This is a genomic window from Glutamicibacter sp. NPDC055354, from assembly GCF_053644955.1.
The window spans coordinates 1557812-1581816 of record NZ_JBSHMB010000001.1; the positions used below are offsets into that span (position 1 = coordinate 1557812).

Genomic DNA, 24005 nt, shown 5'->3' on the forward strand with positions numbered 1-24005 from the left:
AGGCTAGAGGCTCGAAAGCAGCTGGCTCAGTTTCTTCGTAGCCACCCCGGGTTCTGTGGTGGCAAAGAAGTACTGGGCCAGCTGTTTTTGCGCCCCGGCAACCGAGGACGCGGCAAGATCCGCAACCCGCTGCGCCAGCCCGTTGGCGTTGCCCAGCCGCTGGTCCAATGGCAACCCTGAATGGAGCTTGCTTTGGGGGTCTCCGGCCAGCAACAGCGGGATGTTGAGCGCTACCGCGTCATAGGCCATCGCCGAGGTGTCGCAGATGGCCACATCCGCCCAGACCAAGGACTGCGCCGCGTCGCTGAGCGCATCCACGGTGGCAGCGTAGTTGCTTTTCAGGCTGACCACGGCCTTTTTTGCCTCTGCGGACACATCACCGGTCTTCGGATGAGGACGGAAACGCACTTCGAAACGCTCATCGTTGCTCAGCTGGGCCAGAATTCTCTCGCCCAAAGTAGCCACCGAGGAGTACGCCATGGCTTGCGAGTCGCCCTCCCAAGTCGGTGCGTAGAGAACCCGGATCTTCTCCGAAGGGCCGGGCAATTCCAGGTCATCGAGCTGCGGGCGTCCGATCTGCACCAGATGCGATGGGTCGAAACGAGAGATGTTCTCGGTGATGCGCTCTACCGCGGCAGCACCAGCCACGCAGGCGAAATCGTAGGCTTTGAGCTGGTTGGAGACCATGGAGGCCTTTTCGCTCTCACCGTGGTTCAGGTGGATATGCGCCGGTCCGTTGAAGCGCAGCATTGTGAAGTTCCGCTGGGCGTTGTTCACGTAGTTGATGGATTTGGTATTCCACTCGCGCAGCTTATTCTCGATCTGCTCCATGGAACGCGAGAACAATATCGGCAGGTTCGATTCTGCCAGCGCATGTCGTGCGCTTAGTGCGTCCATGAGCACCACGCCGACGTTGAGCCCCTGGGCAGCCAGGCGCTCGAAGGTACCCAGCCAGACTCCGAGCTGGTAGAACTGCCCGGGCCCCTCGGCGAAGAAAAGCACATGGTCGGCTTGCTCGATTCCCCGGTCCGAGTGAGCGATCTCCGCTCGAACAGACCGCTCCGCAATGAGGGAGCGTGCTTTACCTGTCGCTTGCGTTATCTGGGAAGAGAACAATGCCATGCATTTAGTTTACGTAGGTTTAGCCGTTGATTGCGGAAGCCAAGTCGGAAATGTTGGATTCCATCCATTCGAGGTAGCTGGAATCATCCTGAATGGTTTCTGCAAAGTCGACTACAGGTACCTGTCCCCGCTCAGCGTTCTTCTTCAGCGCCTTGGTTTCGCTGCCTTCGGTCTGCACGTTGTAGGCAAGCATGTCAGCGTCGCCAGCAACGAGCTTGTCTTCAGCCTTCTTCATGGTCATCGGCGCAATGCCCTCGCCCTCTTCGATGGCTTCGCTCAGCCCTTCAGGAGTGGTGTTCTCCATGCCGGCTGCTTCCAGCAAGTGGAATGGAACCGGCTCGGTCATCATGAAGCTCTTGCCATCCAGCTTGGCGGTTTCGAGCTGGGCTTCGAGTTTCCCGATCCCTTCGTTGAAGGCTGCTGCGTTCTGCTTGTACTGATCCGCGTTGGCGGTATCGACCTTGGCGAAGGACTCGGCCAGCGCATCAGCAAGTTCACCCATGGAATCCAGGTCGTACCAGATGTGCTCGTTGTAGCCCGCGTGGTCGTGGCCCTCATGGCCGCCCTCTTCAGCGTGCTGCGCATGCTCCTCGGCGCTTTCGCCCTCATGGCCGCCCTCATCAGCGTGCTGCGCATGCTCCTCGGCGCTTTCGCCCTCATGGCCGCCCTCATCAGCGTGCCGCGCATGCTCCTCGGCACTTTCGCCCTCATGCCCGGCCTCTTCGGATTCCGCAGCTACCGGCGAGGAGTCCACAGCGTGAATGAGCGTGATCTCTCCAGACTTGCCTTCCGGTAGCGAAGAAACGAGAGAGTCCATGAATTGGTCATATCCGCCGCCATTGGCAAGGACCAGGTCCGCGCTGGAGATCGCAAGCTTGTCGCGTGCGGTTGGCTCATAGGAGTGCGGATCCTGTGCGGCCGAAGTGATGATCTCGCTGACCTCCACGCTATCTCCGCCAATGGCACGGGCGATCTGTCCGTAGACGTTCGTCGTGGCCACTACGCTGATCTCTGCAGATTCCGCTTCGTTCGATTCGCTTCCTGTGGCGCTACCGCATCCGGCAAGGATCAGTCCGGCAGCGGGCAGGGCGACGGCAGCTGCGAGCAGCGAGCGGTAGTTCTTCATGGTGGTCTCCATCTAAATCGGATCGCTATTGAGAACTATTCTACATTACATATGAGAATGGTTCGCACCTAGGAGTCGGAGCTTACACTCTGCAAAGCCCGCTTGCCGTGGGCACCGCCGGTGCCGGTAGCTTTCACCACCATCACTGCAATGGCGGTGGTTACCGGGATCGCCAATACCAATCCGATGGAACCAATCAGGATTCGGATGACCTCTTCAGCCATGGCGCCGGAGCCGAGGGTGACCCCGAAGCTCTGGTTGCTCAGCGCCGCAATGGCCAGCACCGGCAGGGCCGCACCGGCGTAGGCGAAGGCGATGGTGTATACGGTCGAAGCGATATGGTCCCGGCCGATGCGCATGCCGCGGAAGAACAGTTCCCTGGCCGAGGCCTTGGGCGTGCTCTCTGCCAGTTCCCAGACGGTTGCCGACTGCGTAATTGTCACGTCATTGAGCACACCCATGCCGCCAACCAGCACGCCGCAGATCAGCAAGCCGGGCAGGGAAATTTGCGGGGCCACCGTCGATAGGGTGATTGCCGATTCATCGTTGGCTCCAGTCAAAGCGGCCGCATCGGTCAACCAAAGCACCATCGCCGCGGTCACCGCTAGGCCAAAGAGCGTTCCCAGCAGCGCTGTGGATGTTTTCGCGTTCAGCCCATGGGCGAAATACAACGCGACAAACATGATGGCGGTAGAACCGGTGAGTCCCACCAGGACCGGATTGCCGCCTTCAAGCAAGGCCGGAACCATGAAGATGATCATGAAGGCGATGCCACCGACCAAGCCGATCATCGCCCGCGTGCCGCGCCATCCGGCGACCAGCACCACGACCACGCCATAGGCGATGGCCAGCAGTGCCATGGGCAAAGTGCGCACGAAGTCAACGAATACGTACGGGCTGCCGCTGGTGGTGTCCACCGCGGAGAGATCAAGGTATCGAATGCTGTCGCCCGCGCGCGCATCACGTGATTGCAGCATTTCCGGTGGGATTTCCAATTGGATCTCCGCGCCACCGGATTCGGGCATCACGTAGGTGACTTGGCATTCGAGAACCTTGCCACCAACTTCTTCCAACCCTTGGGAAGACGGGCAGTCCTGGACTGTGCTGCGCGTGACAGTGCCCACTTCCATCGTTGCGCCACCGGTAGTGTCCATGGCTCCGTTCAGGGCAAACTTGTCGTAGTTGCCTTGCGGCCACAACAAGATGACCATGACCAGGGCCAGGGCGCCGATAGGCGCAAGCAGCGCCCACAAGATGATCGAGGCACGCCGCCGGCGCCGGGGATCCTGCAAAATCGGTTCGTCATGGTGATGATGGCCCACGTGGTGCTGCTCCAAATCAAAGAAGGCGAATCGTTCTTTCCAAGTGTAAGAGCTAGCCCCTTGGAGTTTGCCTTGGATGCCGACCGCGTTGCGAAGAGCTGGTCCTGGATATTCAAAAGGATGACCCGATAAATCCTCCGTAAGGTTCATACCTTCAAACACTGCGGAACGGGAGAATTGAGCCATGAGCTTGCCAATGAACCAGCCACCCTTGCCGCAAGGCGCCGAGGGTGAGATGAACTATTCGTTCCATCGCCTAATGAGACGCAGTGAGAACTACCGCTGGTGGAGACCGCTGGCGTTCACCGGCATCGGCATTGGCTTCTACGGCGCGGCATTGCTCATCGCCATACTGGCGATGTTCATTGCACTGATCATGAACCCGCTGACGTGGGCTGCGGAGAATCCAGATGAGGCTCCCGATCAGTTCCTCATGGATCCAACCCTGAACATGGCCACGGCGACGGACTTCTCGATGACCATGGTCTCCCTGATCATCATGATCCCGGCGGTCTACCTCGCCTACTTGCTCATCGGGCCCAAGCCTGTCGGCTTGCTGATATCGGTCGCCGGCAAATTGCGCTGGCGCTGGTTCGGCCTGACGTTGGGTGCCAGCGCCATCTTGTTCGCAGTGTATTTCGGGCTGAGTTTCGGGTTGGGCGCCTTGGGCATTGGCGAGTCCGAACCCGTGCCGGCGAGCAGCCTGCCGGCCGATCCGCTGTTCTATGCCCTGCTGGTGATCCTCTTGACGCCCTTCCAGTGCGCAGCTGAAGAGCTTGTTTTCCGTGGCGCGTTCATGCAGGTCATCGGCAGCTGGCTGAAGCATCCACTGTTCGCCATCCTGCTCCCAGTTCCCTTCTTCACCATCGGCCATCTCTACGATGTCTGGGGGCTTCTCGATGTGGCGGCGTTCGCTATCGCGGCAGGCTATCTGACCTGGCGCACCGGTGGCCTTGAAGCAGCGATGGCGATGCACATCATCAACAACACCTTCTTGTTCCTGCTCGGTGCAATGGGCGTAGTTGATCTGAACGCCACGGAATCCAACCCGCTCTCGCTGGTCTTCTCGGTGTGCTTCATGGCCCTATTGACCTTCGTGCTGGTGAAGCTGGCAGACAGGCAAGGCATTGCGCGTACGGCAGGCCCGATTCCAGCAGCAGAGCGCCGTCCGATGCTGCAGCCTTGGCAGATGAACCAGCCACCGGTTCACCCTAACCAGGCCTACTGGGCTCCTCCGGCCTATCAGCCTGGACAGCAGCAGAACTCCGATCACGGTTCAGATGTTTCCCCACCGGCTCCCCCGGCAGCCGGCTCGTCAGATCGCTAGGCACCAGATAGCTGGAACGCAAAAAACGATCCGCGCAGGATTTCCTGTGCGGATCGTTTCATTTAGTGAACTGTTCAGGATTTGGCCCAGCGCAGCAAGGCTGCGATTCCTGCACCGCCAGGAATCACCGAATCCGGTACATAGCGAATGCTGGCATCGGTCAGCGCGGTGGCCCGCAGGAGCACTTCTGGCGCCGGCCATTCCCCGACGACCAGCTCTGCATGGTCATCTCCGTCCTGATGGGCAATCCATGGTTCGGCGCTCAAGGCGCGAAGGGTATGCTCGCTTTGGTACTGTCCAACCAGCACCATTTCGGCTTGCGCCGATTGGAGCGCAGTGACAACTTCATCGAGTCCGACAGCAAGCTGCGCTTTGCCGTTGCCGGACTGCGCAGCGATCTTCGATTCCAATTCAGCCAGGGACTTGGCTTTCACTTCCTCAACAAGCTTGGTGATTTGGGCATCGACTTGCTTGGTGTCCGCACCCCCGGTGCGCGTATGCGAGTCGATGACTTCTACATAGTCTTTGAGCGCCACGGGTACTGCCCCGAGCACCAGTTCACGAGCCTTGATGTCGCCCGAAAGAATGATCAGGCGGACGTAGTTCTCGTTGGACATTTCACTGATCAGCTCGGCAACTTCGTCAGCGTTTCGACGAGCCATCTCATCGGCGGCGGCCTGCGCCTTGGGCTGGTCGTATTCCCCGGGCACCTTGCGTGCATGGTGGATTTCCTCGGGCAACCCGACGATGCCACGGCTGCCCAGGCGTTCAGGTGACGCCGTATTGTAGAGGTGCACCTCGCCTCCGTCCTTGCTGACTTCAGCTACGAGGTAGGAGAACGATCCGCCACGGGCGCGGGCCAGCGCCGTGAAGTTCGGGAACGGACCCACATCAACCGATGAAGTTTGGACCTTGAGGCCTGGGATGACTTCGTTCAGGACGATTTCGCCGTCATGAACAGCTACGAACCGTGCTACTGGTGCTCGCAGTCCCTGGGCTGGCTCCAGTGCGCCGATCAGTGCTTGGACATCGCTGGGCTGCGCCTGCTGGCTCTTGAGCAGCTTGGCTACCTCGTCCGGAAGCCGGTCTGCTGCTTCCTGGGCAGCAGTGGTTCCCAACGATGCATCCACGAGAGCTGTGCTCCACGAGCCGTTTCTCCGATAGAGCGAAGCGTCGATTCCATTAGAATCCGCGCGTAGTGCCATGCTGACTCCCTTCCGCACGCGACCCTTGGCCGCGGTGCGACTAGATCCGTGGCACTAACCTAACATCACTATTCAGTGGCTGGAAGAGGTAACCAGAAACTATGTCGTTGTTTGGATGAAATCAGCATGGCAACTTGCGTTTACCAGCGGCCGCGCCAGTATTGGGCGGGGAATGCCATCGGTGCACCCAATTCCTGCGCCGAACGGTTAGCCCACTGCGGATCGCCCAGTGCAGCGCGCCCAACGCAGACGCCGTCCGCTTGCCCGGTCACGACGATCTGCTCTGCCTGCATCGGCTCGGTGATGACGCCGACCGCGGTAACGAAGGCATCCTGGGGCAGCGCTTCCTTCACTGCCTGAGCCAACGGCACTTGGTAGCCCGGACCAGACGGTCCGTTGAACTTGCCAATTCCTGCACTGGAGAGGTCGAAGTGGCGCACACCGTAGCCGTAGAGTTCCTTGGCGATCCGAACGGTGTCAGCAATGCTCCATCCATCGTCCACCCAGTCTTCTCCGGAGAAGCGAATGCCCAGGGCCTTGTTTTCCGGCCACACGGCAGCCACTGCCTCGATGACTTCACGCAGGTATCGAGTGCGGTTCTCGAAGCTGCCACCGTATTCGTCGGTGCGCTTATTGGTCAGCGGCGACAGGAATTGGTGCACCAGGTAGCCGTGCGCGGCATGGATCTGGATCAGGTCGAATCCGGCCGCGTCGGCACGCTTGGCCGCATCAGCCCAGTCCTGCACCGATGCCTCGATCTGTTCCACGCTCATCGCGGTAGCTGGCTTCAGCCCGTAGAGCTCGCTGGGCGAGGAAGTGAAGGTTTCCCAGCCGCCATCTTCCGCGCTGATGCTGCCGGATTTTCCAGCTTCTTCAAGATCCTTGAGCCAGCCATAGGTCGATGCCTTGGCTCCGGCGTGCGCCAGCTGCACGCCGGCGGCTGCCCCATGGGCGCGGATGTATCGGGCAATCGGTTTCCAGGCTTCGGCCTGCTCGTCATTCCACAGGCCGGTATCGCGATCCGAGATCCTGCCTTCAGCTGCCACCGCAGTTGCTTCGGCGATCACCAAGGAGTATCCGCCATGGGCCATGGAACCCAGGTGAGCCAAGTGCCAGGTCGTTGGAACGCCGTCGCGTTTTTCCACGGAATACTGGCACATCGGCGGAAGCACGACGCGGTTGCGAAGCTTCAGGCCTTCTCCGCTTCTGGCCGGGACAGTAAATTCAGTAAAGAGCTTGCTATGAGGCATACCTGTTACGACGCTGGGATGCGCGAATTTATTCCGCGCACCCCAGTGCAGCTGCAGGCTATCCAAGAATCAGCACGGCCACCGACAGGTAGACGATCAGCCCGGCGGCATCCACGAAGGTTGAAATGAAGGGGTTGGAAAATACCGCAGGATCAACCTTGAAGAATTTACCGATGATCGGCATCACCCCGCCGACAGCGGCAGCAATGCTGCACAGCGCCACCAGGCTGATGCCTATCACCAATCCGATACGCAGTTCGAAAATGCTCCCGGCCACCACCAGCGCTATGGCGCCCAGGCACAGTCCCAGGACCGCTCCGATTCGCACCTCGCGCATCAGCACCCGCCAGAAGTCGCTTCCCCGCACATCCCCCATGGCCAGCGCACGGGTGACAGTGGTCGCCGCCTGGTTGCCGGTGTTCCCGCCAATGCCCACGATCAAGGGGATGAACAAGCTGAGCACCACCATCGACTCCAGTGTCTGCTCGAAACTGGACAGCACCTTGACCGTCAAGGTGGCGCCGATAGCCAGGACCAGCAGCCAGATGATGCGCGCCTTCACCAGGTGGCGCAATGGCGTCCCCAAGTAAGGGCGGAAGAGCGGATCCGTTCCGGAGCCGTACGCGGAGCGGCGCTCTTCGGCATCCTCAAGGATCCCGATCGCCATGGGCAAGGTCAGCACTCCCAGCAGGCGATCTTCCCGATCAAGCACCGGGAGCATCCCTGCCTTCCGATCCACCACCACCCGTGCCGCGCTCGTCTCCGGCTCGCAGGCCTGGACGACCGGGCTCTGGGTGCACAGTTCTCCGATCGTTGTCCCGGCCGGCTCGGTGAGCAGCTCGCTGAGCTTGATGGTGCCAAGCAGCCGGCGTTCATCATCGATCACCAGGATGAGCTGCGCGTTCTCGCAGTTCCCGAGGCGTGCGCTGATGCGTTCCAGGGTTTCGGCCACAGACAGCTGCGGATGGGTGGCGATGAAATCCGGGGACATCGCCCTGCCGGCGCTTGCTTCCGGATAGCCCAGCAGGATTCCGGTTTCCTGGCGCTTGGCCTTCGGCAGCCCTGACAGCAGTTTCGTGGCCACGATCGCTGGCAGTTCATCGAACAGCGCTACCCGTCCCGCGGCGGGGAGCTGGGCGAAGGCATCGATGACGGTCTGCGACTGCAGCGCCCGCACCAGGTCGGCTTGCACCGGGGCGTCGAGTTCCCGGAAAACCAGTACCGCGGCCTGCTTGTCCAGCAGCCGGTAGGCCAGGGCAGCCTCCGTGGCATCCAGTGCTTCGAGGTGCTCAATGGTCTGGGCGATGTGCAGACCGCCCAGCAACCCTGCCGCGAGCTGGAATTCTGCGTGATTGAGATGGGAGCGCAAGGCTCGCGAAATAGTAGAGAAGTCTACCTTTTCTGGAGAAAACATGATTTTGGTCCAAATGGTTCATTTGGCGCGTGAATACAAGCCTGCCAGCAACTTCTCACCGCTCAATCACCCCATGAATACAGGGAGATAAATCAGTCAGTATTTGCGTGCAGGACCAGGCGCCGGTGACATGTACAAGAGTCACGAACTCGTTGGGATCCCATGGCAGGATGCTGCCAGATTCGGCTGATTCGGCTACGAGCGTCCGGGTGAGTTCGTGTGCATAGATCGACTAGAACTGTCTTCCACGACACTCACCTCCTCGAAACTGGTTTGCGCTAGCGCGCTTTGGGCCTAGTCCCAGTTCTATCAGCTATGGCTGGGAATTGCCGGACTTGGGGGCCAAGATCACATTTAAAAAGTTCGGGAGACCTGCAGTGCAGGCCTCCCGAACTGGGTCATGCGTTACTGGGAAATCAGCATTCCACCACGTTGACGGCCAGGCCGCCCATCGCAGTTTCCTTGTACTTGTCGCTCATGTCCTTGCCGGTTTCGCGCATGGTGATAATGACTTCATCCAAGGTGACGTGATGTTCGCCGTCGCCCATCAGCGCCATCTTCGCCGCGTTCACTGCCTTGGAAGCAGCGATGGCGTTGCGTTCGATGCAAGGGATCTGGACCAGTCCGCCGATCGGGTCGCAGGTCAGGCCAAGGTTGTGTTCCATGGCGATTTCCGCTGCGTTCTCTACCTGCGCTGGGGTGCCGCCAAGAATTTCGGCCAGGCCGCCAGCAGCCATCGATGATGCCGAACCGACTTCGCCCTGGCAGCCGACTTCGGCGCCGGAGATCGATGCCTGCTCCTTATACAGCACGCCGACGGCACCAGCGGTGAGCAGGAAGCGTACGACAGCGTCGTGCTTTTCCTCCTCATTCCAGTACTTTGCGCCCGGTGCGTAGTGGGTGGCGTAGAACAGCACGGCCGGGATGATGCCCGCTGCGCCGTTGGTTGGAGCGGTGACCACGCGTCCGCCGGAGGCGTTCTCCTCATTGACGGCCAGCGCAACGAGGTTGATCCATTCCTGCCAGTAGACCGGATCCCGGTCCTTGTCTTCCTTGCGCAGGCGTTCATGCCATTCGGGCGCACGGCGGCGAACCTTCAGGCCGCCGGGCAGCACACCGGTGCGTTCCAGCGCGGAATCCTTGCAGTCTTCCATCACTTCGTAGATGTGGACCAGGCCGTTGCGGATCTCGTCGCGGGACCGGTAGGCCATTTCGTTGGCCATCATGATGTCGGCAATGGACAGGCCGGTTTCCTTCACATGTTCCAGCAGCTTGGCTGCCGTGGTGAAGGGATAGGGCTGCTTGTTCAGCTTCTCTTCGAGGTTCTTCTCGATGCGGTCTTCGGCGCCTTCGCGCACGATGAAGCCGCCGCCTACGGAGAAGAAGGTCTCGTTGGCGATTTCGTTGCCGTCAGCGTCGAGGGCAATGAACTTCACGCCGTTGGTGTGGCGTGGCAGTACGGTGAGCGGATGCTGGATCATGTCTTCGACCTTGTAGTTCAGGTCCTTGCGCTGATCAAGCTGTTCGGCCAGGTGGAGGATTCCAGTGGCTTCCATGTCCGCCAGGCGGTCATCGACCTGTGATGGCAGCACGGTTTCAGGTTCGAAGCCTTCAAGCCCCAGCATGATGGCAGTGAAGGTGCCGTGGCCGCGTCCGGTAGCGGCCAGGGATCCGTAGACATCAACACGGATATTTTCCAGTGCGTCCAGTTGGCCTTCTCGGATTACTTGGGCAATGAATGCGTGTGCTGCACGCATTGGTCCCACGGTATGGCTGGAAGACGGTCCGATGCCAACCGAGAAAAGATCGAATACGCTAACCGCCATAGCGGGTCACATCCTTAGAACTTGGGTAATCCGAGAGCTTCTGCCCCGGATCTGTGGAGTGTGGTTCCAGAGGCGTGCGGCCACCGCACGTACCGTGCAGCGCCTGGACCTCTGGATGTTGAAAGACCGCGGGCCCGAAAAGCGAGTATTTCCACCTTCCGGGCCCACATCCTAATCAGATGATGCTACTCGGAAACCTTAGCCAGTTCCGGGTACAGCGGGTGGGCCGCGGCAAGCTTCAGAACACGATCCTTCAGCTCCGGCAACACCGCCGCATTACCCTCAGCACCAGCAATCAACGTCTGTGCAATGATCTCCGCAACCTCAGCGAACGCAGCCTCCGAGAAACCACGGGTAGCCAACGCCGGGGTACCAATACGCAACCCCGAAGTCACCATCGGCGGACGAGGATCAAACGGCACCGAATTGCGGTTCACCGTGATCTCCACCTGAGCCAAAAGATCCTCACCCTGCTGCCCATCCAACTCGCTATTACGCAAGTCAACGAGCACCATGTGAACATCCGTGCCACCAGTCAAAACGCTGATGCCCTTGGCAACAACATCTTCCTGGGTCAAGCGCTCAGCCAAAATACGCGCACCAGCCAAGGTCCGCTCCTGGCGCTCCTTGAACTCCGGCGACGCAGCAATCTTGAACGCCACCGCCTTGCCAGCAATCACGTGCTCCAACGGACCACCCTGCTGGCCAGGGAACACCGCCGAGTTCAGCTTCTTCGCGATCTCCGCATCATTCGAGAGAATAATGCCGCCACGAGGACCAGCAAGCGTCTTATGCGTCGTGGAAGTCACCACGTGAGCGTGCGGGACCGGCGAAGGATGCAACCCGGTAGCCACCAGGCCAGCGAAGTGCGCCATATCCACGAACAGGTACGCGCCGACCTTGTCCGCGATTTCGCGGAAACGCTGGAAATCCAGCTGGCGCGGGTACGCCGACCAGCCAGCAACAATCATCTTCGGCTGGTTCTCGATGGCAAGGCGCTCCACCTCGTCCATGTCCACTTCATAGGTTTCCTCGTCCACACCGTAAGGAACGATGTTGAACAAGCGGCCCGAGAAGTTCAGCTTCATCCCGTGGGTCAGGTGGCCACCGTGGTTCAGGTTCAGCCCCAGCACGGTATCGCCCGGACGCACCAGCGCGTGGTACACCGACGCGTTGGCCTGCGCACCGGAGTGAGGCTGCACGTTGGCGAACTTCGCGCCGAACAGGTCCTTGAGCCGCTCGATCGCCAGCGTCTCGATGACATCAACTTCCTCGCAACCGCCGTAGTAGCGGCGGCCCGGGTAGCCCTCGGCATACTTGTTGGTCAGTACCGAACCCTGCGCCTGCATGATTGCCTGCGCAGTGTGGTTCTCCGAAGCGATCATTTCCAGGCCGCGCTGCTGGCGAGCCAGCTCAGCGTCAATACGCTGCGCGATCTCCGGGTCCAGCGAAGCCAGCGACTGGGTCAACGTTGCAGCGGCAACGGATTCAAAAGTCTGGTTGCTCATTACTCGACGTTTCCACCGTTCGCGCTTGCGTAGTCAGCTGCCGAAAGCAGCGGACCCTCTTCGGCGACCTCAACGGTGAACAGCCAGCCGGCACCGTATGGGTCTTCGTTCAGGATGCCTGGGTTGTCCACTGCCTCGTCGTTGATGGCAACGATGGTGCCGGTCACTGGCGAGTACAGGTCGGAAACCGACTTGGTGGACTCGACTTCGCCACAGGTCTCGCCTGCGGTAACGGAGTCGCCGACCTCTGGCAGGTCGACATAGACCACGTCGCCCAGGGCGTCGGCGGCAACCTGGGTGATGCCGATCTTTGCTGGGGACGATGCATCGATCCACTCGTGTTCGGCCGAGTAGCGCAATGACGAAAGAACTTTACTCACGGTATTTCCTCTCCCAAGGGAATTAGCGGGCGATTTGCTTAGCCCTACTGATGTTTAACGTTACTTGGCTCGGGTGTAGAACGGCAGTTCGACTACGACAAAAGGCAAAGTCTTACCACGCAGGTCTACCTCCAGCTCGGTTCCCACTGCACCGAATTCGGCGTCGACATAACCCAGTGCAACCGGGTAGCCCAGGGTTGGCGAAGGCTGGCCGGAGGTGATTTCACCGATGGTTGCGCCGTCCTTGACGATGGCGTAGCCGCCGCGGCCGGCGCGCTTGCCCAGGCCCTTGAGGCCGACGAGCTTGCGTGGCGGGGTCGCACCGCGCAACGCTTCCAGGGCTTCGCGGCCCACGAAGTCCTCTTCCTTCTTGAAGGAGACCACCGGACCGAATCCGGCATCGAACGGGGTGCGTTCCAGGGACAGCTCGTTGCCGTACAGAGGCATGCCGGCTTCAAGGCGCAGCGAGTCGCGGGCAGCCAAGCCGCAAGGAACCAGCTCGTGGTCCTTGCCGGCTTCAACACTCTTTTCCCAGAGTGCTGCCGCATCCTCGTTTTCGATGATCAGCTCGAAGCCGTCTTCGCCGGTGTAGCCGGTGCGGGCCAGCAGCACGTCGATGCCGCCGAGCACCACCTTCACCGCAGCGTAGTACTTCAGCTCGGTGACAGCCTGGGCGGTTGCCTCGTCGGCGGCCAGCTTGCGCACAATCGCCTCGGCGTTCGGTCCCTGGACGGCGATCAGCGACTGGCGGCCCGAAGCGTCGTCCACGACGACGTCGAAGCCGGCGGCGCGGGCAGCCAGCTCGGCGGCAACCACCGGGGCGTTGCCGGCGTTGGGCACGACGAGGAACTTCTCCTCTTCCAGGCGGTAGACGATCAGGTCGTCGATGATCTTGCCCTCGGCGTCAAGTATCAGCGAGTACTTCGCCTTGCCGACCTTCATGATGCCCAGGTTCCCTGCCAGGGCGGTGTTCAGCGCCTTGCCGGCTTCCGGGCCGGAGAGGTAGACCTCGCCCATGTGGGACAGGTCGAACAGGCCAGCGGTGGAGCGCACGGCCTTGTGCTCTGCCAGTTCCGATCCGTACTTCAACGGCATGTCCCAGCCGCCGAAGTCGGTGAAGTTGGCGCCGAGAGCTTCGTGCTGCGCGTGCAGCGCGGTGTGCTTGAGTGCTTGGGTAGTCTCAGTCATCTCTAACTCTTCCTTAGTCTTCGAAGGCTTCGGGAGCCGGGCAGGAGCAGATCAGGTTGCGGTCGCCACCGGCGCCGTCGATGCGGCCCACGGTTGGGAAGTACTTGTCGAACTTCAGCGCCGGGACCGGGAAGGCCGCCTGCTCGACCGAGTACTTGCGGTCCCACTTGCTGTTGACCACAGCGGAGACCGTGTGCGGAGCGTTGCGCAATGGGGACTCCTCGATGCTGTAGGCACCGGAGAGAACCTCGTCCATTTCCTGGCGGATGGTGATCATCGCTTCAATGAAGCGCTCGATCTCGGCCAGGTCCTCGGATTCGGTGGGCTCCACCATCAGGGTGCCTGCCACAGGGAAGGACAGGGTCGGCGCGTGGAAACCGAAGTCGATCAGGCGCTTGGCCACGTCCTCGGCGGTGGCCCCGGTCTTGGCGGTCAGTTCGCGCAGGTCCAGGATGCACTCGTGGGCAACCAGGTCCTTGTTGCCGGTGAACAGTACCGGGAAGTGCTCGTTCAGGCGCTTGGCAATGTAGTTCGCGTTCAGGATCGCGTGCTTGGTGGCTTCGGTCAAGCCGTCCCCGCCCATCATCGCGATGTAGGCCCAGGAGATCGGCAGGACGCCGGCCGAGCCGAAAGCGGTCGCCACCACCGGCACGCCGTCACGCTCGGAGTAGGTGCCCGAAGCATCGCCTGGCAGGAATGGCAGCAGGTGCTCGCCAACGCCGATTGGGCCTACGCCTGGACCGCCACCGCCGTGCGGGATGCAGAAGGTCTTGTGCAGGTTCAGGTGCGACACGTCGCCGCCGAACTTGCCTGGCTGGGCCAAGCCAACCATGGCGTTCATGTTCGCGCCATCGATGTACACCTGGCCGCCGGCGGCGTGGACCTTGTCGCAGACCTCGCGCACGTCCGCGTCGTAGACGCCGTGGGTGGATGGGTAGGTGATCATGATGGCTGCAAGGACGTCCTTGTTGGCCTCGATCTTGGCATCCAGGTCATTCGCGTCGATGGTGCCATCGGCTGCGGTCTTCACGACCACCACGCGCATCCCGGCCAGCACTGCCGACGCGGCATTGGTGCCGTGGGCCGAAGCCGGAATCAGGCACAGATCGCGCTGGCCTTCGCCGCGCGAACGGTGGTAGTCCGAGATGGCCAGCAGGCCCGCGTACTCGCCCTGCGAGCCGGCGTTGGGCTGGATCGAAACGCCAGCGTAGCCGGTGATTGCGGTCAGGCGCCCTTCCAGGTCGGCGATCAGCTCGCGCCAGCCCTCGGTCTGCGCTGCAGGCGCGTAGGGGTGGATCGAGGCGAATTCCGGCCAGGTGATGGATTCCATTTCGGCGGCCGAGTTCAGCTTCATGGTGCACGAACCCAGCGGGATCATGGTGCGGTCCAGGGCCAGGTCGCGGTCCGAGAGCCGGCGCAGGTAGCGCATCATCTGGGTTTCGGAGGAGATGGTGTTGAAGATCGGGTGGGTCATGAAGTCGCTGGTGCGCACCTGCCCGGCCGGGATCTCGAAGCCTTCCGGAGCCGAGAGCTCTGCGCCGAAGACCTCAAGCAGGGTCTTGACTACGCCCGAGGTGGTGGCTTCGTCGGTGGAGATGCCCACCTGGGTCTCGCCCACCTTGCGCAGGTTGATGCCTGCTTCGATGGCCTTGGCAATGATGGCATCGGCGTTCTCGACGTTCACTACAACGGTGTCGAAGAAGGAGTCCGATGCCAGGGTGTAGCCGCCGGAAACCAGCGAGCTGGCGATGACCCGGGCGTGGTTGTTGGCGCGCGAGGCGATCTGCTTCAGGCCGGCTGGGCCGTGGTAGACGGCGTACATCGAAGCGCAGATGGCCAGCAGGGCCTGTGCGGTGCAGATGTTGGAGGTGGCCTTTTCGCGGCGGATGTGCTGCTCGCGGGTCTGCAGGGCCAAGCGGTAGGCAGGGACTCCGGCGTTATCGGCCGAAACGCCCACCAGGCGTCCTGGCATGGAGCGGGTCAGGCCATCGGCCACGGCCATGTAGGCAGCGTGCGGTCCGCCGAAGAACAGCGGCACGCCGAATCGCTGGGTGTTGCCCACGGCGATATCGGCACCCTGCTCGCCCGGAGGGGTGATCATGGTCAGGGCCAGCAGGTCGGCAATCACGGTAACCATGGCGCCGGCTTCCTTGGCGGCTGCGATGATCGAAGCGTGGTCCGCGATCGAGCCGTCGTTGCCAGGCTGCTGCAGGACGATGCCGGAGATCTCGCCCTCTGGCAGGCCTGCGGAAAGGTCGGCAATCTCGACTTCGAAGCCCAGCGCGTCAGCGCGGCCCTGCACGACCTTGAGGGTCTGCGGGAAGATGTTGGAGTCCAGCACGGTCTTGCCCTTGGACTTCTTCTTGTTGGCGCGGCGCATCATCAGCACGGCTTCGGCGGCAGCGGAGGATTCGTCCAGCAGCGACGCGTTGGCGATGGGCAGGCCGGTCAGGTCCATGACCATGGTCTGGAAGTTCAGCAGGGCTTCGAGGCGGCCCTGGGAGATTTCCGGCTGGTACGGGGTGTAAGCGGTGTACCAGGCTGGGTTTTCCACGATGTTGCGGCGGATCACAGCTGGGGTGATGGTGTCGTAGAAGCCCTGGCCGATCATCTGGGTCTTCATGACGTTCTTCGAGGCAAGCGCACGCAGGTGGGCTAGGGCTTCGGTTTCGCTCAGGGCATCAGGGATTTCCAGTGCGGAGTCCTGGCGGATGTCTGCCGGAACGGCGGTGTCGATCAGTTCTTCCAGGCTGTCGTAGCCCAGGGTCTGAAGCATGGTGGTGACGTCGGAAGGACGTGGGCCGATATGGCGTGAAACGAATTCAGTATTCGCTCGTGCCGAAGTCTGCGTGATGGTCATGGTGCTGGTATCTCCATGGGATCTGTCTTGGCGCATGCCAAAGGAAGGTCTTTTTACCTCCCCATCCCTGTTGCATAACCTGAGAGTTTTACGCATCCAGCAAACCAAGCCGGGCACTTGCACCTTCGGTGAACCGGAACGGGCCGGTTTCTTTCCAGAGTTGCCTCATGATGGCGGTACGGGTGCCTGAGAGTTTCCTGGGGAGGAATTGCTCCTACGGCGCCCGTCCATGGTGTGAACGGGACTCTCCCGCCATCCGTCTATGGCGCGCGCTGCCGGCCGGAGACCTGCAGCACACCACCATGTTACCTGCCCCGCCCCCAAGGTCAAACAGGAGCGGGGTCCGGAAAAGTCATAAATGCGTTCAGTTGGCGTCGGCAGTTAAACGGATGTAATCAGGATATTTCGCTGACAAGGAATCACCCGACGAGGTGCCGGTGATCCGGCGCTTGACCCACGGAGCCAAATGCTCTCTGGCCCAGCCCAATTCCTGCTTCAGCTTTTCGCCGCGCGAGTTCACGGCCAGTTCCGGCAGGGACGGCTGCTGGATCCTGGAGGACCAGTTTCCCTCGGTGATCCGATGGGTGCCGAGCACGTCAAGGACCTTCGAGGCCATCAGCGTGTGGCCCAGCTCGTTCATGTGCAGCCGATCCACCGCCCAGTAGCGCAGATCGGAGAATTCGCGCCACCGCCAGTAATCGGCGATCACCGCGCCGTACTCGTCCGCGATTTCGCGAACCTTCTCGTTGTAAATGGCCGTGCGCGGACGGGTCTTGGAGAACAACGGTGATTCCACGGTGTCGAAACCGGTGAACAGCACGACCGCGCTTCCGGCTTCGGCAAAGCGGCGCACCATGCCTTCATAGCCGCGCATCAGCGCATCCAGGTCCGCCTTCGGGCGCAGGATGTCATTGCCGCCGGCATAGATGGTGACCAGGTCCGGGGCCAGTGCGAGCGCCTGGTCCAGCTGCTGGTTGATCACCTGCCCGATCTTCTTGCCGCGCACCGCCAGGTTGGCGTATTCCCATTCGCCTTCGGCGCAGAGCACTTCCGAAACCCGGTCCGCCCAGCCGCGGACCTGGTTGGGCCGGGTCGGATCCACATCGCCAACGCCTTCGGTGAACGAGTCACCTAGTGCCACAAACTTCTTCACTTCGCTCCTGCTTCGTTCCATTCCCGATGGGTTTACTACGCGTTGCTGCCGGCAGCCTGGGCCGACATGTTCTTCTGCATGATCAGCTGGCGGGCCAGCTGGCTGAGCTTGACTCCGGTGGAGATCTCCTTGGCGCCTTCATTGCGCGAGGGGATGAATCCGAAGCCCAGCTGGTGGGCTGGATCAGCAAAGGCCAGCGAGGAGTTCGCACCGTCATGGCCGTAGGCGAAAATCGATCCGTAGTTGTTGCGCGCGGTGGCCTTCATGAACCCCAGGGCGAAGGCCTGCAGCAGCCCGTTGGTCCGGTCATGGCCGTAGACCAGTTCGGTGGAAACCTGGGACCAGGTGTCGGCGGTGAGGAATCCGCGGGTGGCGCCCAGTGCCGGCACGGCACCGAATGAGGCGGCATAGATTGCGGCCAGTCCTTGGGCATTGGCGACCGCGCCCATGGATGCGGGGCCCAGTTCGCGCACCTGAGGCGCGTTGGCCAGTTCGTGCCAGTTGTAGACCGGGCCGTTTTCCAGCGCGAAACCGGAGGCCGAGTTCACCGAAAGCCCGGCCGGGGAGAACGGATCGAAGAATTCCGGTGCGGCGTCAGCGCCCGGCAGTACATCGCGGTAGCGCGATTCCAGCGCGGGGTCCTGGCCGATGTAGGCTTCGGCTCCCAGCGGCTTGCGGATGCGCTCCTCGAAGACGTCTTTCAGTTCCTTGCCGGTGACCCGGCGTACCAGTTCTTCCATGAGCACGCCCATGGTGATCGCATGGTAGCCGACAATGTGCTGGCCCAGCGGCCAGACGCTTGGCATGGAAGCGAGCACCTTGGCGTATTCGGCGGAGTTCAAGAGGATCTCGCTGGGCACGCCCCCGGGCACACCGAGCACTCCCGCTTGGTGGCTGAGCACCTCGCCGACGGTGAGCTGGGATTTCCCGTTGTCCCCGAATTCCGGCCAGTAGGTGGCCATTGGCGCGTTCGGATCAATCAGCCCATCTTGCACGAGCAGTGCCACGACCAGCGCGCCTAGGCCCTTGGTGCAGGAGAAGACACAGGTCAGCGCGTCACCAGAGAGGTGCTCGCCGACGCTGTGGCTGAGCACCAATTCGCCGCGGTGGTACAGGGCCAGCTGCGCCGAATAGCCTTCTTCCTCAGCGGCTCGCGCCTCTAGTGCTTCCGCCAGGGGCGCGAAATATTCAGTGATCACCGATTGCATCTAAATCCTTTAAAGTGCTTGTCTCTCATCAACTAACCCTAACCGCTTCGATCCCATGACCCGGTGGCTCCACACGCTGACCCGACACCTAGCATATAGGTACGTCAGCTCACAGCATTAGCTTGTTTTAGCCACTAATCGACATTTCACTACCGCTGGACTCCGAGGTCTGTGAGCCAGCCTTGAAGCCGGTTTGCCCACTTCATGCGCTGACCCTAAAGTTGTAATGTTTGCCTACAAAATTGAAGGAGATGATCTCGATCGCATGACTGTGAACAGTGACACGGCCGTTACCGACGGCAAAGAAACAGAACTCCGCAGGGTGATTGGCCCGAAGCTGCTGCTATTCCTCATCATGGGCGATATCATCGGCGCCGGAATTTTCGCCATCACCGGCAAAGTTGCCGGCCAGGTGGGCGGAGCCGCCTGGCTGCCGTTCCTGATCGCTTTCACGATCGCGACCCTCACCGCCTTCAGCTACCTCGAACTGGTGACCAAATATCCGCACGCGGCCGGTGCCGCCTTGTACATCCACAAGGCATTCGGCATCCACTTCGTCACCTTCCTGGTGGCGTTCACCGTGGCTTGCTCGGGCATCACCAGCGCCGCCACCTCGGCCACCTTGGTGGGGCGCAACCTGCTCATTGGCATTGGCCAGTTTGTCGAGGGTGTTCCCAACACCCCGGAAGCGGGCATGTGGGCAGCTACTGCGATCATCGTGATCCTCGCAGTGATCAACTTCCGCGGCGTGGGCGAGAGCGTGAAGTTCAACCTCGTGCTGACCATAGTTTCGCTGGCCATCATGGCCGCGATCATCGGCATCGGCTTCGCGGTGATCGCCTCGGGCCAGGGTGACATTTCCCGCCTGGTGGTCTTCGAGACCCCCACCGACCGCAGCGTCTTCGCCGCCGTGACCATGGGTACTGCCATTGCGTTCTTCGCGATGGTGGGCTTCGAGGATTCGGTGAACCTGGTTGAGGAAACCAAGAATCCCAAGAAGACCTTCCCGAAGATCATGCTCATCGGCCTGGGCATCTGCGCCTTGATCTACATGCTGGTGGCCGTCACGGTGATCATGGTGGTCCCGACCGGCGATCTGCTGAACCCGAAGAACCCGGATGCCGGCATCCTGCTGGATGTTGTGCGCATCGGCCTGCCGAACCTGCCAGTTGACGCGATCTTCCCGTTCTTGACCGTCTTCGCCGTGGTCAACACCGCGCTGATGAACATGCTGATGGCTAGCCGCCTGCTCTACGGCATGGCCCGCCAAGGCGTGCTGCCGCAGTTCCTGGGCAAGGTGCATTCGACCCGACGCTCGCCATGGGCTGCGATCCTGTTCAGCACCGTGCTGGCCATCGCCTTGGTGGTCTACGTGAACCTGAGCAACGGAAGCAGCATTGTCGGCTCGCTGGGCGGCACGACCGCGCTGCTGCTGTTGTGCGTGTTCGCCGTAGTCAACGTAGCCCTGCTGGTGCTGCGCCGCGACAAGCCGGAACCCGATGCGTTCCGCGCTCCAACGATCATCCCGATCCTCGGCGTGTTCTTCTGCCTGTTCCTTGCCGGCCCATGGGCTCGTTCGCGCGAGGACTGGGTCCAGTACGAGATTGCCGGCCTGCTGCTGGTCATCGGCGTGCTGCTGTGGGCCGTGACCTGGTTGGTCAACCGGATCAACTACAAGAAGGGCGTCATCGAAACCCGCCCGGGACAGTACTGATCCCAAACCGTTAAAGCAGTGATGCCCGCCATTTGGCGGGCATCACTGCTTTAACGCGTGTTTTCTATGCGGTCTGCTCGACCGTTTCCTGGCGGAAACGAAGCTTCAGGCCGCCTTCGGTGCGCTGCCACCAGGAAGATACGACGAGCACCGGGCCCTCTGCAGGCTTCATGCGGTAAGCGAGCAGCACCATTTGCGCATCCACTTCCCGGGCCGCAAGGACCTGCACCGCACCGGTGCTGGGCAGGCTCGCCCCGGATTCCAACATGGTCCGGACCGTGGCCACATCCAGCAGGCCGCCATGGCGCGTCACTTCCTGGTAGCCCGGATGCAGGAAGTCGTTGAGTTCCGCGAAACTGGTGCGGATCTGCGGGTCGAGGAAACCTTGTTCCAGTTCGAAGACGGTAGCCGCGATGTCCACGCCATGTTCCGGTGCGGCGGCGGGTGGCCCGCCGGGTGCCAGCACTGCGTCTTCAGCCGCTGGAGCATGGGAAGCCGCTGGGCCGCCGACGGCGGTGTAGCCCGGCCCGGCCTCTACTGCAGAGCCCTGCTGATGCGCGGTGGCAGCCGCGCGCGCATGGCCGTCAGCAGCTTCATTCAGCTCATGACCGGCATGGCCCTTGACCCACTCGAAGGTGTACTTGCGCCCGGCAATGGCCCGGTCAAGTTCCTTGAGGATGTCCTGGTTCAAGACCGGTTTGCCGTCGGCCTTTTTCCAGCCCTTCTTCTTCCAACCCGGCATCCACTTGCTGATGCAGTTGATCGCATACTGCGAATCGCACAGGATCCTGAGTTCTTCTTCTGGCAGGTGCTCGGTGGCCCGGAAGAGTTCGAGCACCGCTTGGAGCTCCCCCATGTTGTTGGTTCCGTGGTCCCAACCGCCAGCGGCCCAGTTGTCCTGGTCCACGTACCAGGCCCAACCTGCCGGTCCGGGGTTTCCTAGGGCTGATCCATCCGCAGCTGCAATGATCGTCATGCTTTAATCCTGCCACGTTGACGCCCGCACTCGGTTCCATGCATTGGGCCATGTCGCCAGCGAATACTTGCACAATGGATCACAGCATCCAGCCAGGTCCATGCCTAGGATTGGAATGTGAAGAAAATCCTGCCTGTACTGGCCACCCTGGTTCTGGTCCTGTCCGCATGCGCTGGCCCCTCGGTCGACGAGCTGCGCCAGCTCGATCCCCAGGGCCATACCGCCTGCGTGCATTTTGGCGGGGGCCTGGTTGACCCCGAGGGCATCGGCGCAACGAATATGCAGAAAGCCGCTGATCATGGGGCGAAGGCTTCCACCGAACAGATCAGCGCTGCGGTGGCCGCCGATGAATCGGGGGATCCCCGGATTATTGACTTGGCCGCTTTCCAGGAAGCTTGCGAGGGGCAAGGCTTCGATTTCGAATAGGACAGATCGGCCCAGGACCCCTCGAAATAGCGGGCTCCTGAGCCGATCCGCCGTGGATCGCCAGCGCGCCTAGGCGGGGTACAACGGGTTGTGCCCGGCTTGGACTCGCTCGTCAGCCCGGACTTCGCCCGGTGCCGTACCGTTCAGGAACGGACCGTTCTTGGCCAGCTCGTCTCGGCCCGGCGCTTCGAGCCAGTTCGCCAACTCCGGCCCCTTCGGGATGATCCTGGTCGGGTTGATGTCCTCATGCACCACGTAGTAGTGCGCCTTGATCTGCTCGAAGTCGATGGTGTCGCCGAAACCCGGGGTCTGGAACAAGTCCCGCGCATAGCCCCAGAGGTTCGGCATGTCGATGAGCTTGTTGCGGTTGGCCTTGAAGTGGCCATGGTAGACCGGGTCGAATCGAACCAGCGTGGTGAACAGCCGGACATCGGCCTCGGTGATGTAATCACCCATCAGGAAGCGTCGGGTGCCCAGCCGGTCTTCGAGATAGTCCAAGGTGGCGAATAACCGGTCGTAGGCATCGTTGTAGGCCTGCTGGTCCCCCGCGAACCCGGCACGGTAGACGCCGTTGTTGACCTCGGTGAAAATCCGCTTGATCAGCGGAAGCATCTCATCGAGCTGGTCCTGCGCAATGAGGTCCGGGGCGCCTTCCCGGTGGAACTCCTTCCACTGCGTGGACATGTCCCAGGTGATCTGCGGGTAGTCATTGGTGACAACCGCACCGGTGGGGATATCGACGATTGCCGGCACGGTGATGCCGCGTGGATAGTCGGCAAAGCGCTTGAAGTAGTTCTCCTGGACCCGCTCGGTACCCAGGACAGGGTCCTTGCCCCCGGGGTCCAGGTCAAAGGTCCAGCTGCGTGCGTCGTGGGTTGGGCCGGGCAGTCCGACGGACAGCGCGTCTTCCAAGCCCAGCAGGCGGCGAACGATCAGGGTGCGGTTGGCCCAGGGGCACGCGCGGGCTGCGACCAGATGGTAGCGGCCAGCTTCCACCGGCCAAAGCCGGGACCCGTCCGAAAGCCCCGCGTTGGGATGCCCGATCTTGCTGTGGCTGTTTCCCTCGCCATAGTGCTCGGCGCTGGCATCAGCGACGATGCGGTCCTGGATGTAGTTGGTGTCCCGGGTGAATTCTCCGCCGGTGACGTAGGCGCCCTTGGTCGAATATTCCTCGCTCATCGCATTCCTTCCAAAGAATTTTGAAGTCCCGTGCATAAACCATTCACCTCGAGACTATGGCAGTTGGGCAGGTATGGAAATGGCGCAATGCACTTTTCCACTCCCCGCCGATTTCGACCCGGTCTAGGCGTTGACCGAGGCGTCTTCGCGTACGGTGCGCATCGCCTTGCTCCAGGCGAGCACCTGTTCAAGCATGGGCTGCACGCTGTTGGCCGACCGTTCAGTCGGAGCGAAAGCCGAGAAGTTCTCGAAGTCGGAGAATAGCGAGAACATGCCGGTTTTCTGCACGTGGGCGATCTGCAGTTCCGAGAGGATCCCGCGCAGGTGCTCCACGGCACGCGAGCCCATGGCGGAGCCGTATCCGACCATGCCGGCGGCCTTGTTGTTCAGTTCTGCATTCAGGTAGCTCAGTGCGTTGGCCAATGCAGGCTGGACGGAGTGGTTGTACTCGCCAACAATGAAAATGTATCCATCGAATTCGCTCATCTTGGCGGCGAAGGCCTTGGTGTGCCCGTTCTGGTAGTTCTGGTAGGCGGCCGGGAACGGCTCGTCGAGCATCGGCAGGTTGAAATCAACGAGGTCCACCAGCTCGTAGTCGGCACCACCGAATTCCCGGGCCCTGGCCAGCACCCATTGGGCGACGCCCTGGTTGACACGTCCTGGACGGGTGGAACCGGTAACGATAGCGATCTTCGACAACTTGCTCTCCTTGGAGTTCTCCGGCCAACAATTTAGTTGACACGTCATCTTCTCTTGCTAAATTCCACTATACAGGAGATGATTGATGCGTCAACAATATTTTGAATGTCCCCTCTGGGGAC

General features: G+C 61.4%; 19 protein-coding genes and 1 riboswitch. Of the genes, 3 read left to right on the forward strand and 16 right to left on the reverse strand.

The features are described 5' to 3' along the window. Positions 1-3: 3 nt before the first annotated feature. From ACWICV_RS07295 to ACWICV_RS07305, 3 genes are all read right to left on the reverse strand, one after another. Entirely contained in the window at positions 4-1122 is a 1119-nt protein-coding gene (locus ACWICV_RS07295) for a CDP-glycerol glycerophosphotransferase family protein (RefSeq protein WP_402473444.1), read from the reverse strand. 19 nt (positions 1123-1141) lie between these two features. Further along, the gene (locus ACWICV_RS07300) at positions 1142-2248 is read right to left on the reverse strand and encodes a metal ABC transporter solute-binding protein, Zn/Mn family (protein WP_454090561.1); all 1107 of its coding nucleotides are present in this window, start codon (positions 2246-2248) and stop codon (positions 1142-1144) included. Positions 2249-2316: 68 nt separating this feature from the next. After that, positions 2317-3570, reverse strand: coding sequence for a YibE/F family protein (locus tag ACWICV_RS07305; protein ID WP_332485868.1), 1254 nt, complete (start codon positions 3568-3570; stop codon positions 2317-2319). A gap of 259 nt (positions 3571-3829) precedes the next feature. On the opposite strand from ACWICV_RS07305, the gene ACWICV_RS07310 reads away from it, so the two are divergent. Continuing rightward, positions 3830-4897, forward strand: coding sequence for a CPBP family intramembrane glutamic endopeptidase (locus ACWICV_RS07310; protein ID WP_400288713.1), 1068 nt, complete (start codon positions 3830-3832; stop codon positions 4895-4897). Positions 4898-4971: 74 nt separating this feature from the next. Here ACWICV_RS07310 and ACWICV_RS07315 read toward each other — a convergent pair whose 3' ends face one another. The 10 genes from ACWICV_RS07315 to ACWICV_RS07360 form a co-directional block, all read right to left on the reverse strand. Then, the gene (locus ACWICV_RS07315) at positions 4972-6102 is read right to left on the reverse strand and encodes a baeRF2 domain-containing protein (protein ID WP_286134138.1); all 1131 of its coding nucleotides are present in this window, start codon (positions 6100-6102) and stop codon (positions 4972-4974) included. 140 nt (positions 6103-6242) lie between these two features. Then, positions 6243-7352, reverse strand: coding sequence for an oxidoreductase (locus tag ACWICV_RS07320; protein WP_402473450.1), 1110 nt, complete (start codon positions 7350-7352; stop codon positions 6243-6245). Between the two features lie 58 nt (positions 7353-7410). Further along, entirely contained in the window at positions 7411-8766 is a 1356-nt protein-coding gene (gene mgtE, locus ACWICV_RS07325; protein ID WP_402473451.1) for a magnesium transporter, read from the reverse strand. A 416-nt stretch (positions 8767-9182) separates the two neighbouring features. Next, positions 9183-10592, reverse strand: coding sequence for an L-serine ammonia-lyase (locus ACWICV_RS07330; protein WP_105657073.1), 1410 nt, complete (start codon positions 10590-10592; stop codon positions 9183-9185). 185 nt (positions 10593-10777) lie between these two features. Beyond that, on the reverse strand, positions 10778-12100 hold the full coding sequence (glyA, locus tag ACWICV_RS07335; protein ID WP_402473454.1) for a serine hydroxymethyltransferase: 1323 nt from the start codon (positions 12098-12100) through the stop codon (positions 10778-10780). Next, positions 12100-12480, reverse strand: coding sequence for a glycine cleavage system protein GcvH (gene gcvH, locus ACWICV_RS07340; RefSeq protein ID WP_105659073.1), 381 nt, complete (start codon positions 12478-12480; stop codon positions 12100-12102). Before gcvH ends, glyA begins: the two co-directional genes overlap by 1 nt. A 60-nt stretch (positions 12481-12540) precedes the next feature. Next, positions 12541-13668, reverse strand: coding sequence for a glycine cleavage system aminomethyltransferase GcvT (gene gcvT / locus ACWICV_RS07345; protein ID WP_365943140.1), 1128 nt, complete (start codon positions 13666-13668; stop codon positions 12541-12543). Positions 13669-13681: 13 nt separating this feature from the next. Further along, positions 13682-16528 carry an aminomethyl-transferring glycine dehydrogenase gene (gene gcvP, locus ACWICV_RS07350; RefSeq protein ID WP_454090560.1) on the reverse strand — a complete coding sequence of 949 codons (2847 nt, stop codon included), beginning with the start codon at positions 16526-16528 and terminating at the stop codon, positions 13682-13684. A gap of 164 nt (positions 16529-16692) precedes the next feature. Then, positions 16693-16790: riboswitch (glycine riboswitch) on the reverse strand. A gap of 102 nt (positions 16791-16892) precedes the next feature. Beyond that, positions 16893-17669 (reverse strand): GDSL-type esterase/lipase family protein, encoded by a 777-nt coding sequence (locus tag ACWICV_RS07355; RefSeq protein WP_442904123.1) that lies wholly within the window; start codon positions 17667-17669, stop codon positions 16893-16895. Positions 17670-17716: 47 nt separating this feature from the next. Further along, complete coding sequence (locus tag ACWICV_RS07360) at positions 17717-18889, reverse strand: serine hydrolase domain-containing protein (protein WP_454090559.1); 1173 nt, start codon at positions 18887-18889, stop codon at positions 17717-17719. A gap of 265 nt (positions 18890-19154) precedes the next feature. Between ACWICV_RS07360 and ACWICV_RS07365 the strand changes: the two genes are divergently transcribed. Next, positions 19155-20603, forward strand: coding sequence for an APC family permease (locus ACWICV_RS07365; protein WP_454090558.1), 1449 nt, complete (start codon positions 19155-19157; stop codon positions 20601-20603). Between the two features lie 64 nt (positions 20604-20667). On the opposite strand, the gene ACWICV_RS07370 is transcribed toward ACWICV_RS07365, so the two are convergent. Then, positions 20668-21579 carry an RNase H family protein gene (locus tag ACWICV_RS07370; protein WP_365943133.1) on the reverse strand — a complete coding sequence of 304 codons (912 nt, stop codon included), beginning with the start codon at positions 21577-21579 and terminating at the stop codon, positions 20668-20670. A gap of 117 nt (positions 21580-21696) precedes the next feature. Here ACWICV_RS07370 and ACWICV_RS07375 point away from each other — a divergent pair, with 117 nt between their 5' ends. Beyond that, entirely contained in the window at positions 21697-22005 is a 309-nt protein-coding gene (locus ACWICV_RS07375; protein ID WP_332498779.1) for a hypothetical protein, read from the forward strand. Positions 22006-22074: 69 nt separating this feature from the next. Here ACWICV_RS07375 and ACWICV_RS07380 read toward each other — a convergent pair whose 3' ends face one another. Together ACWICV_RS07380 and ACWICV_RS07385 are read right to left on the reverse strand one after the other, a co-directional pair. Next, a complete protein-coding gene (locus ACWICV_RS07380; protein WP_454090557.1) occupies positions 22075-23184 on the reverse strand; it encodes a glutathione S-transferase family protein in 1110 nt (369 codons plus the stop codon). A 123-nt stretch (positions 23185-23307) separates the two neighbouring features. Continuing rightward, positions 23308-23883, reverse strand: coding sequence for an NADPH-dependent FMN reductase (locus tag ACWICV_RS07385; protein WP_454090556.1), 576 nt, complete (start codon positions 23881-23883; stop codon positions 23308-23310). Positions 23884-24005: the final 122 nt, after the last annotated feature.

Bases quoted from the DNA above. Each gene is read 5' to 3' on its own strand.
- ACWICV_RS07295 (WP_402473444.1), bottom strand. From the start codon at position 1,122: ATGGCATTGTTCTCTTCCCAGATAACGCAAGCGACAGGTAAAGCACGC.
- ACWICV_RS07300 (WP_454090561.1), bottom strand. From the start codon at position 2,248: ATGAAGAACTACCGCTCGCTGCTCGCAGCTGCCGTCGCCCTGCCCGCT.
- ACWICV_RS07310 (WP_400288713.1), top strand. From the start codon at position 3,830: ATGAGACGCAGTGAGAACTACCGCTGGTGGAGACCGCTGGCGTTCACC.
- ACWICV_RS07315 (WP_286134138.1), bottom strand. From the start codon at position 6,102: ATGGCACTACGCGCGGATTCTAATGGAATCGACGCTTCGCTCTATCGG.
- ACWICV_RS07320 (WP_402473450.1), bottom strand. From the start codon at position 7,352: ATGCCTCATAGCAAGCTCTTTACTGAATTTACTGTCCCGGCCAGAAGC.
- mgtE (WP_402473451.1), bottom strand. From the start codon at position 8,766: ATGTTTTCTCCAGAAAAGGTAGACTTCTCTACTATTTCGCGAGCCTTG.
- ACWICV_RS07330 (WP_105657073.1), bottom strand. From the start codon at position 10,592: ATGGCGGTTAGCGTATTCGATCTTTTCTCGGTTGGCATCGGACCGTCT.
- glyA (WP_402473454.1), bottom strand. From the start codon at position 12,100: ATGAGCAACCAGACTTTTGAATCCGTTGCCGCTGCAACGTTGACCCAG.
- gcvT (WP_365943140.1), bottom strand. From the start codon at position 13,668: ATGACTGAGACTACCCAAGCACTCAAGCACACCGCGCTGCACGCGCAG.
- gcvP (WP_454090560.1), bottom strand. From the start codon at position 16,528: ATGACCATCACGCAGACTTCGGCACGAGCGAATACTGAATTCGTTTCA.
- ACWICV_RS07360 (WP_454090559.1), bottom strand. From the start codon at position 18,889: ATGCAATCGGTGATCACTGAATATTTCGCGCCCCTGGCGGAAGCACTA.
- ACWICV_RS07365 (WP_454090558.1), top strand. From the start codon at position 19,155: ATGACTGTGAACAGTGACACGGCCGTTACCGACGGCAAAGAAACAGAA.
- ACWICV_RS07370 (WP_365943133.1), bottom strand. From the start codon at position 21,579: ATGACGATCATTGCAGCTGCGGATGGATCAGCCCTAGGAAACCCCGGA.
- ACWICV_RS07380 (WP_454090557.1), bottom strand. From the start codon at position 23,184: ATGAGCGAGGAATATTCGACCAAGGGCGCCTACGTCACCGGCGGAGAA.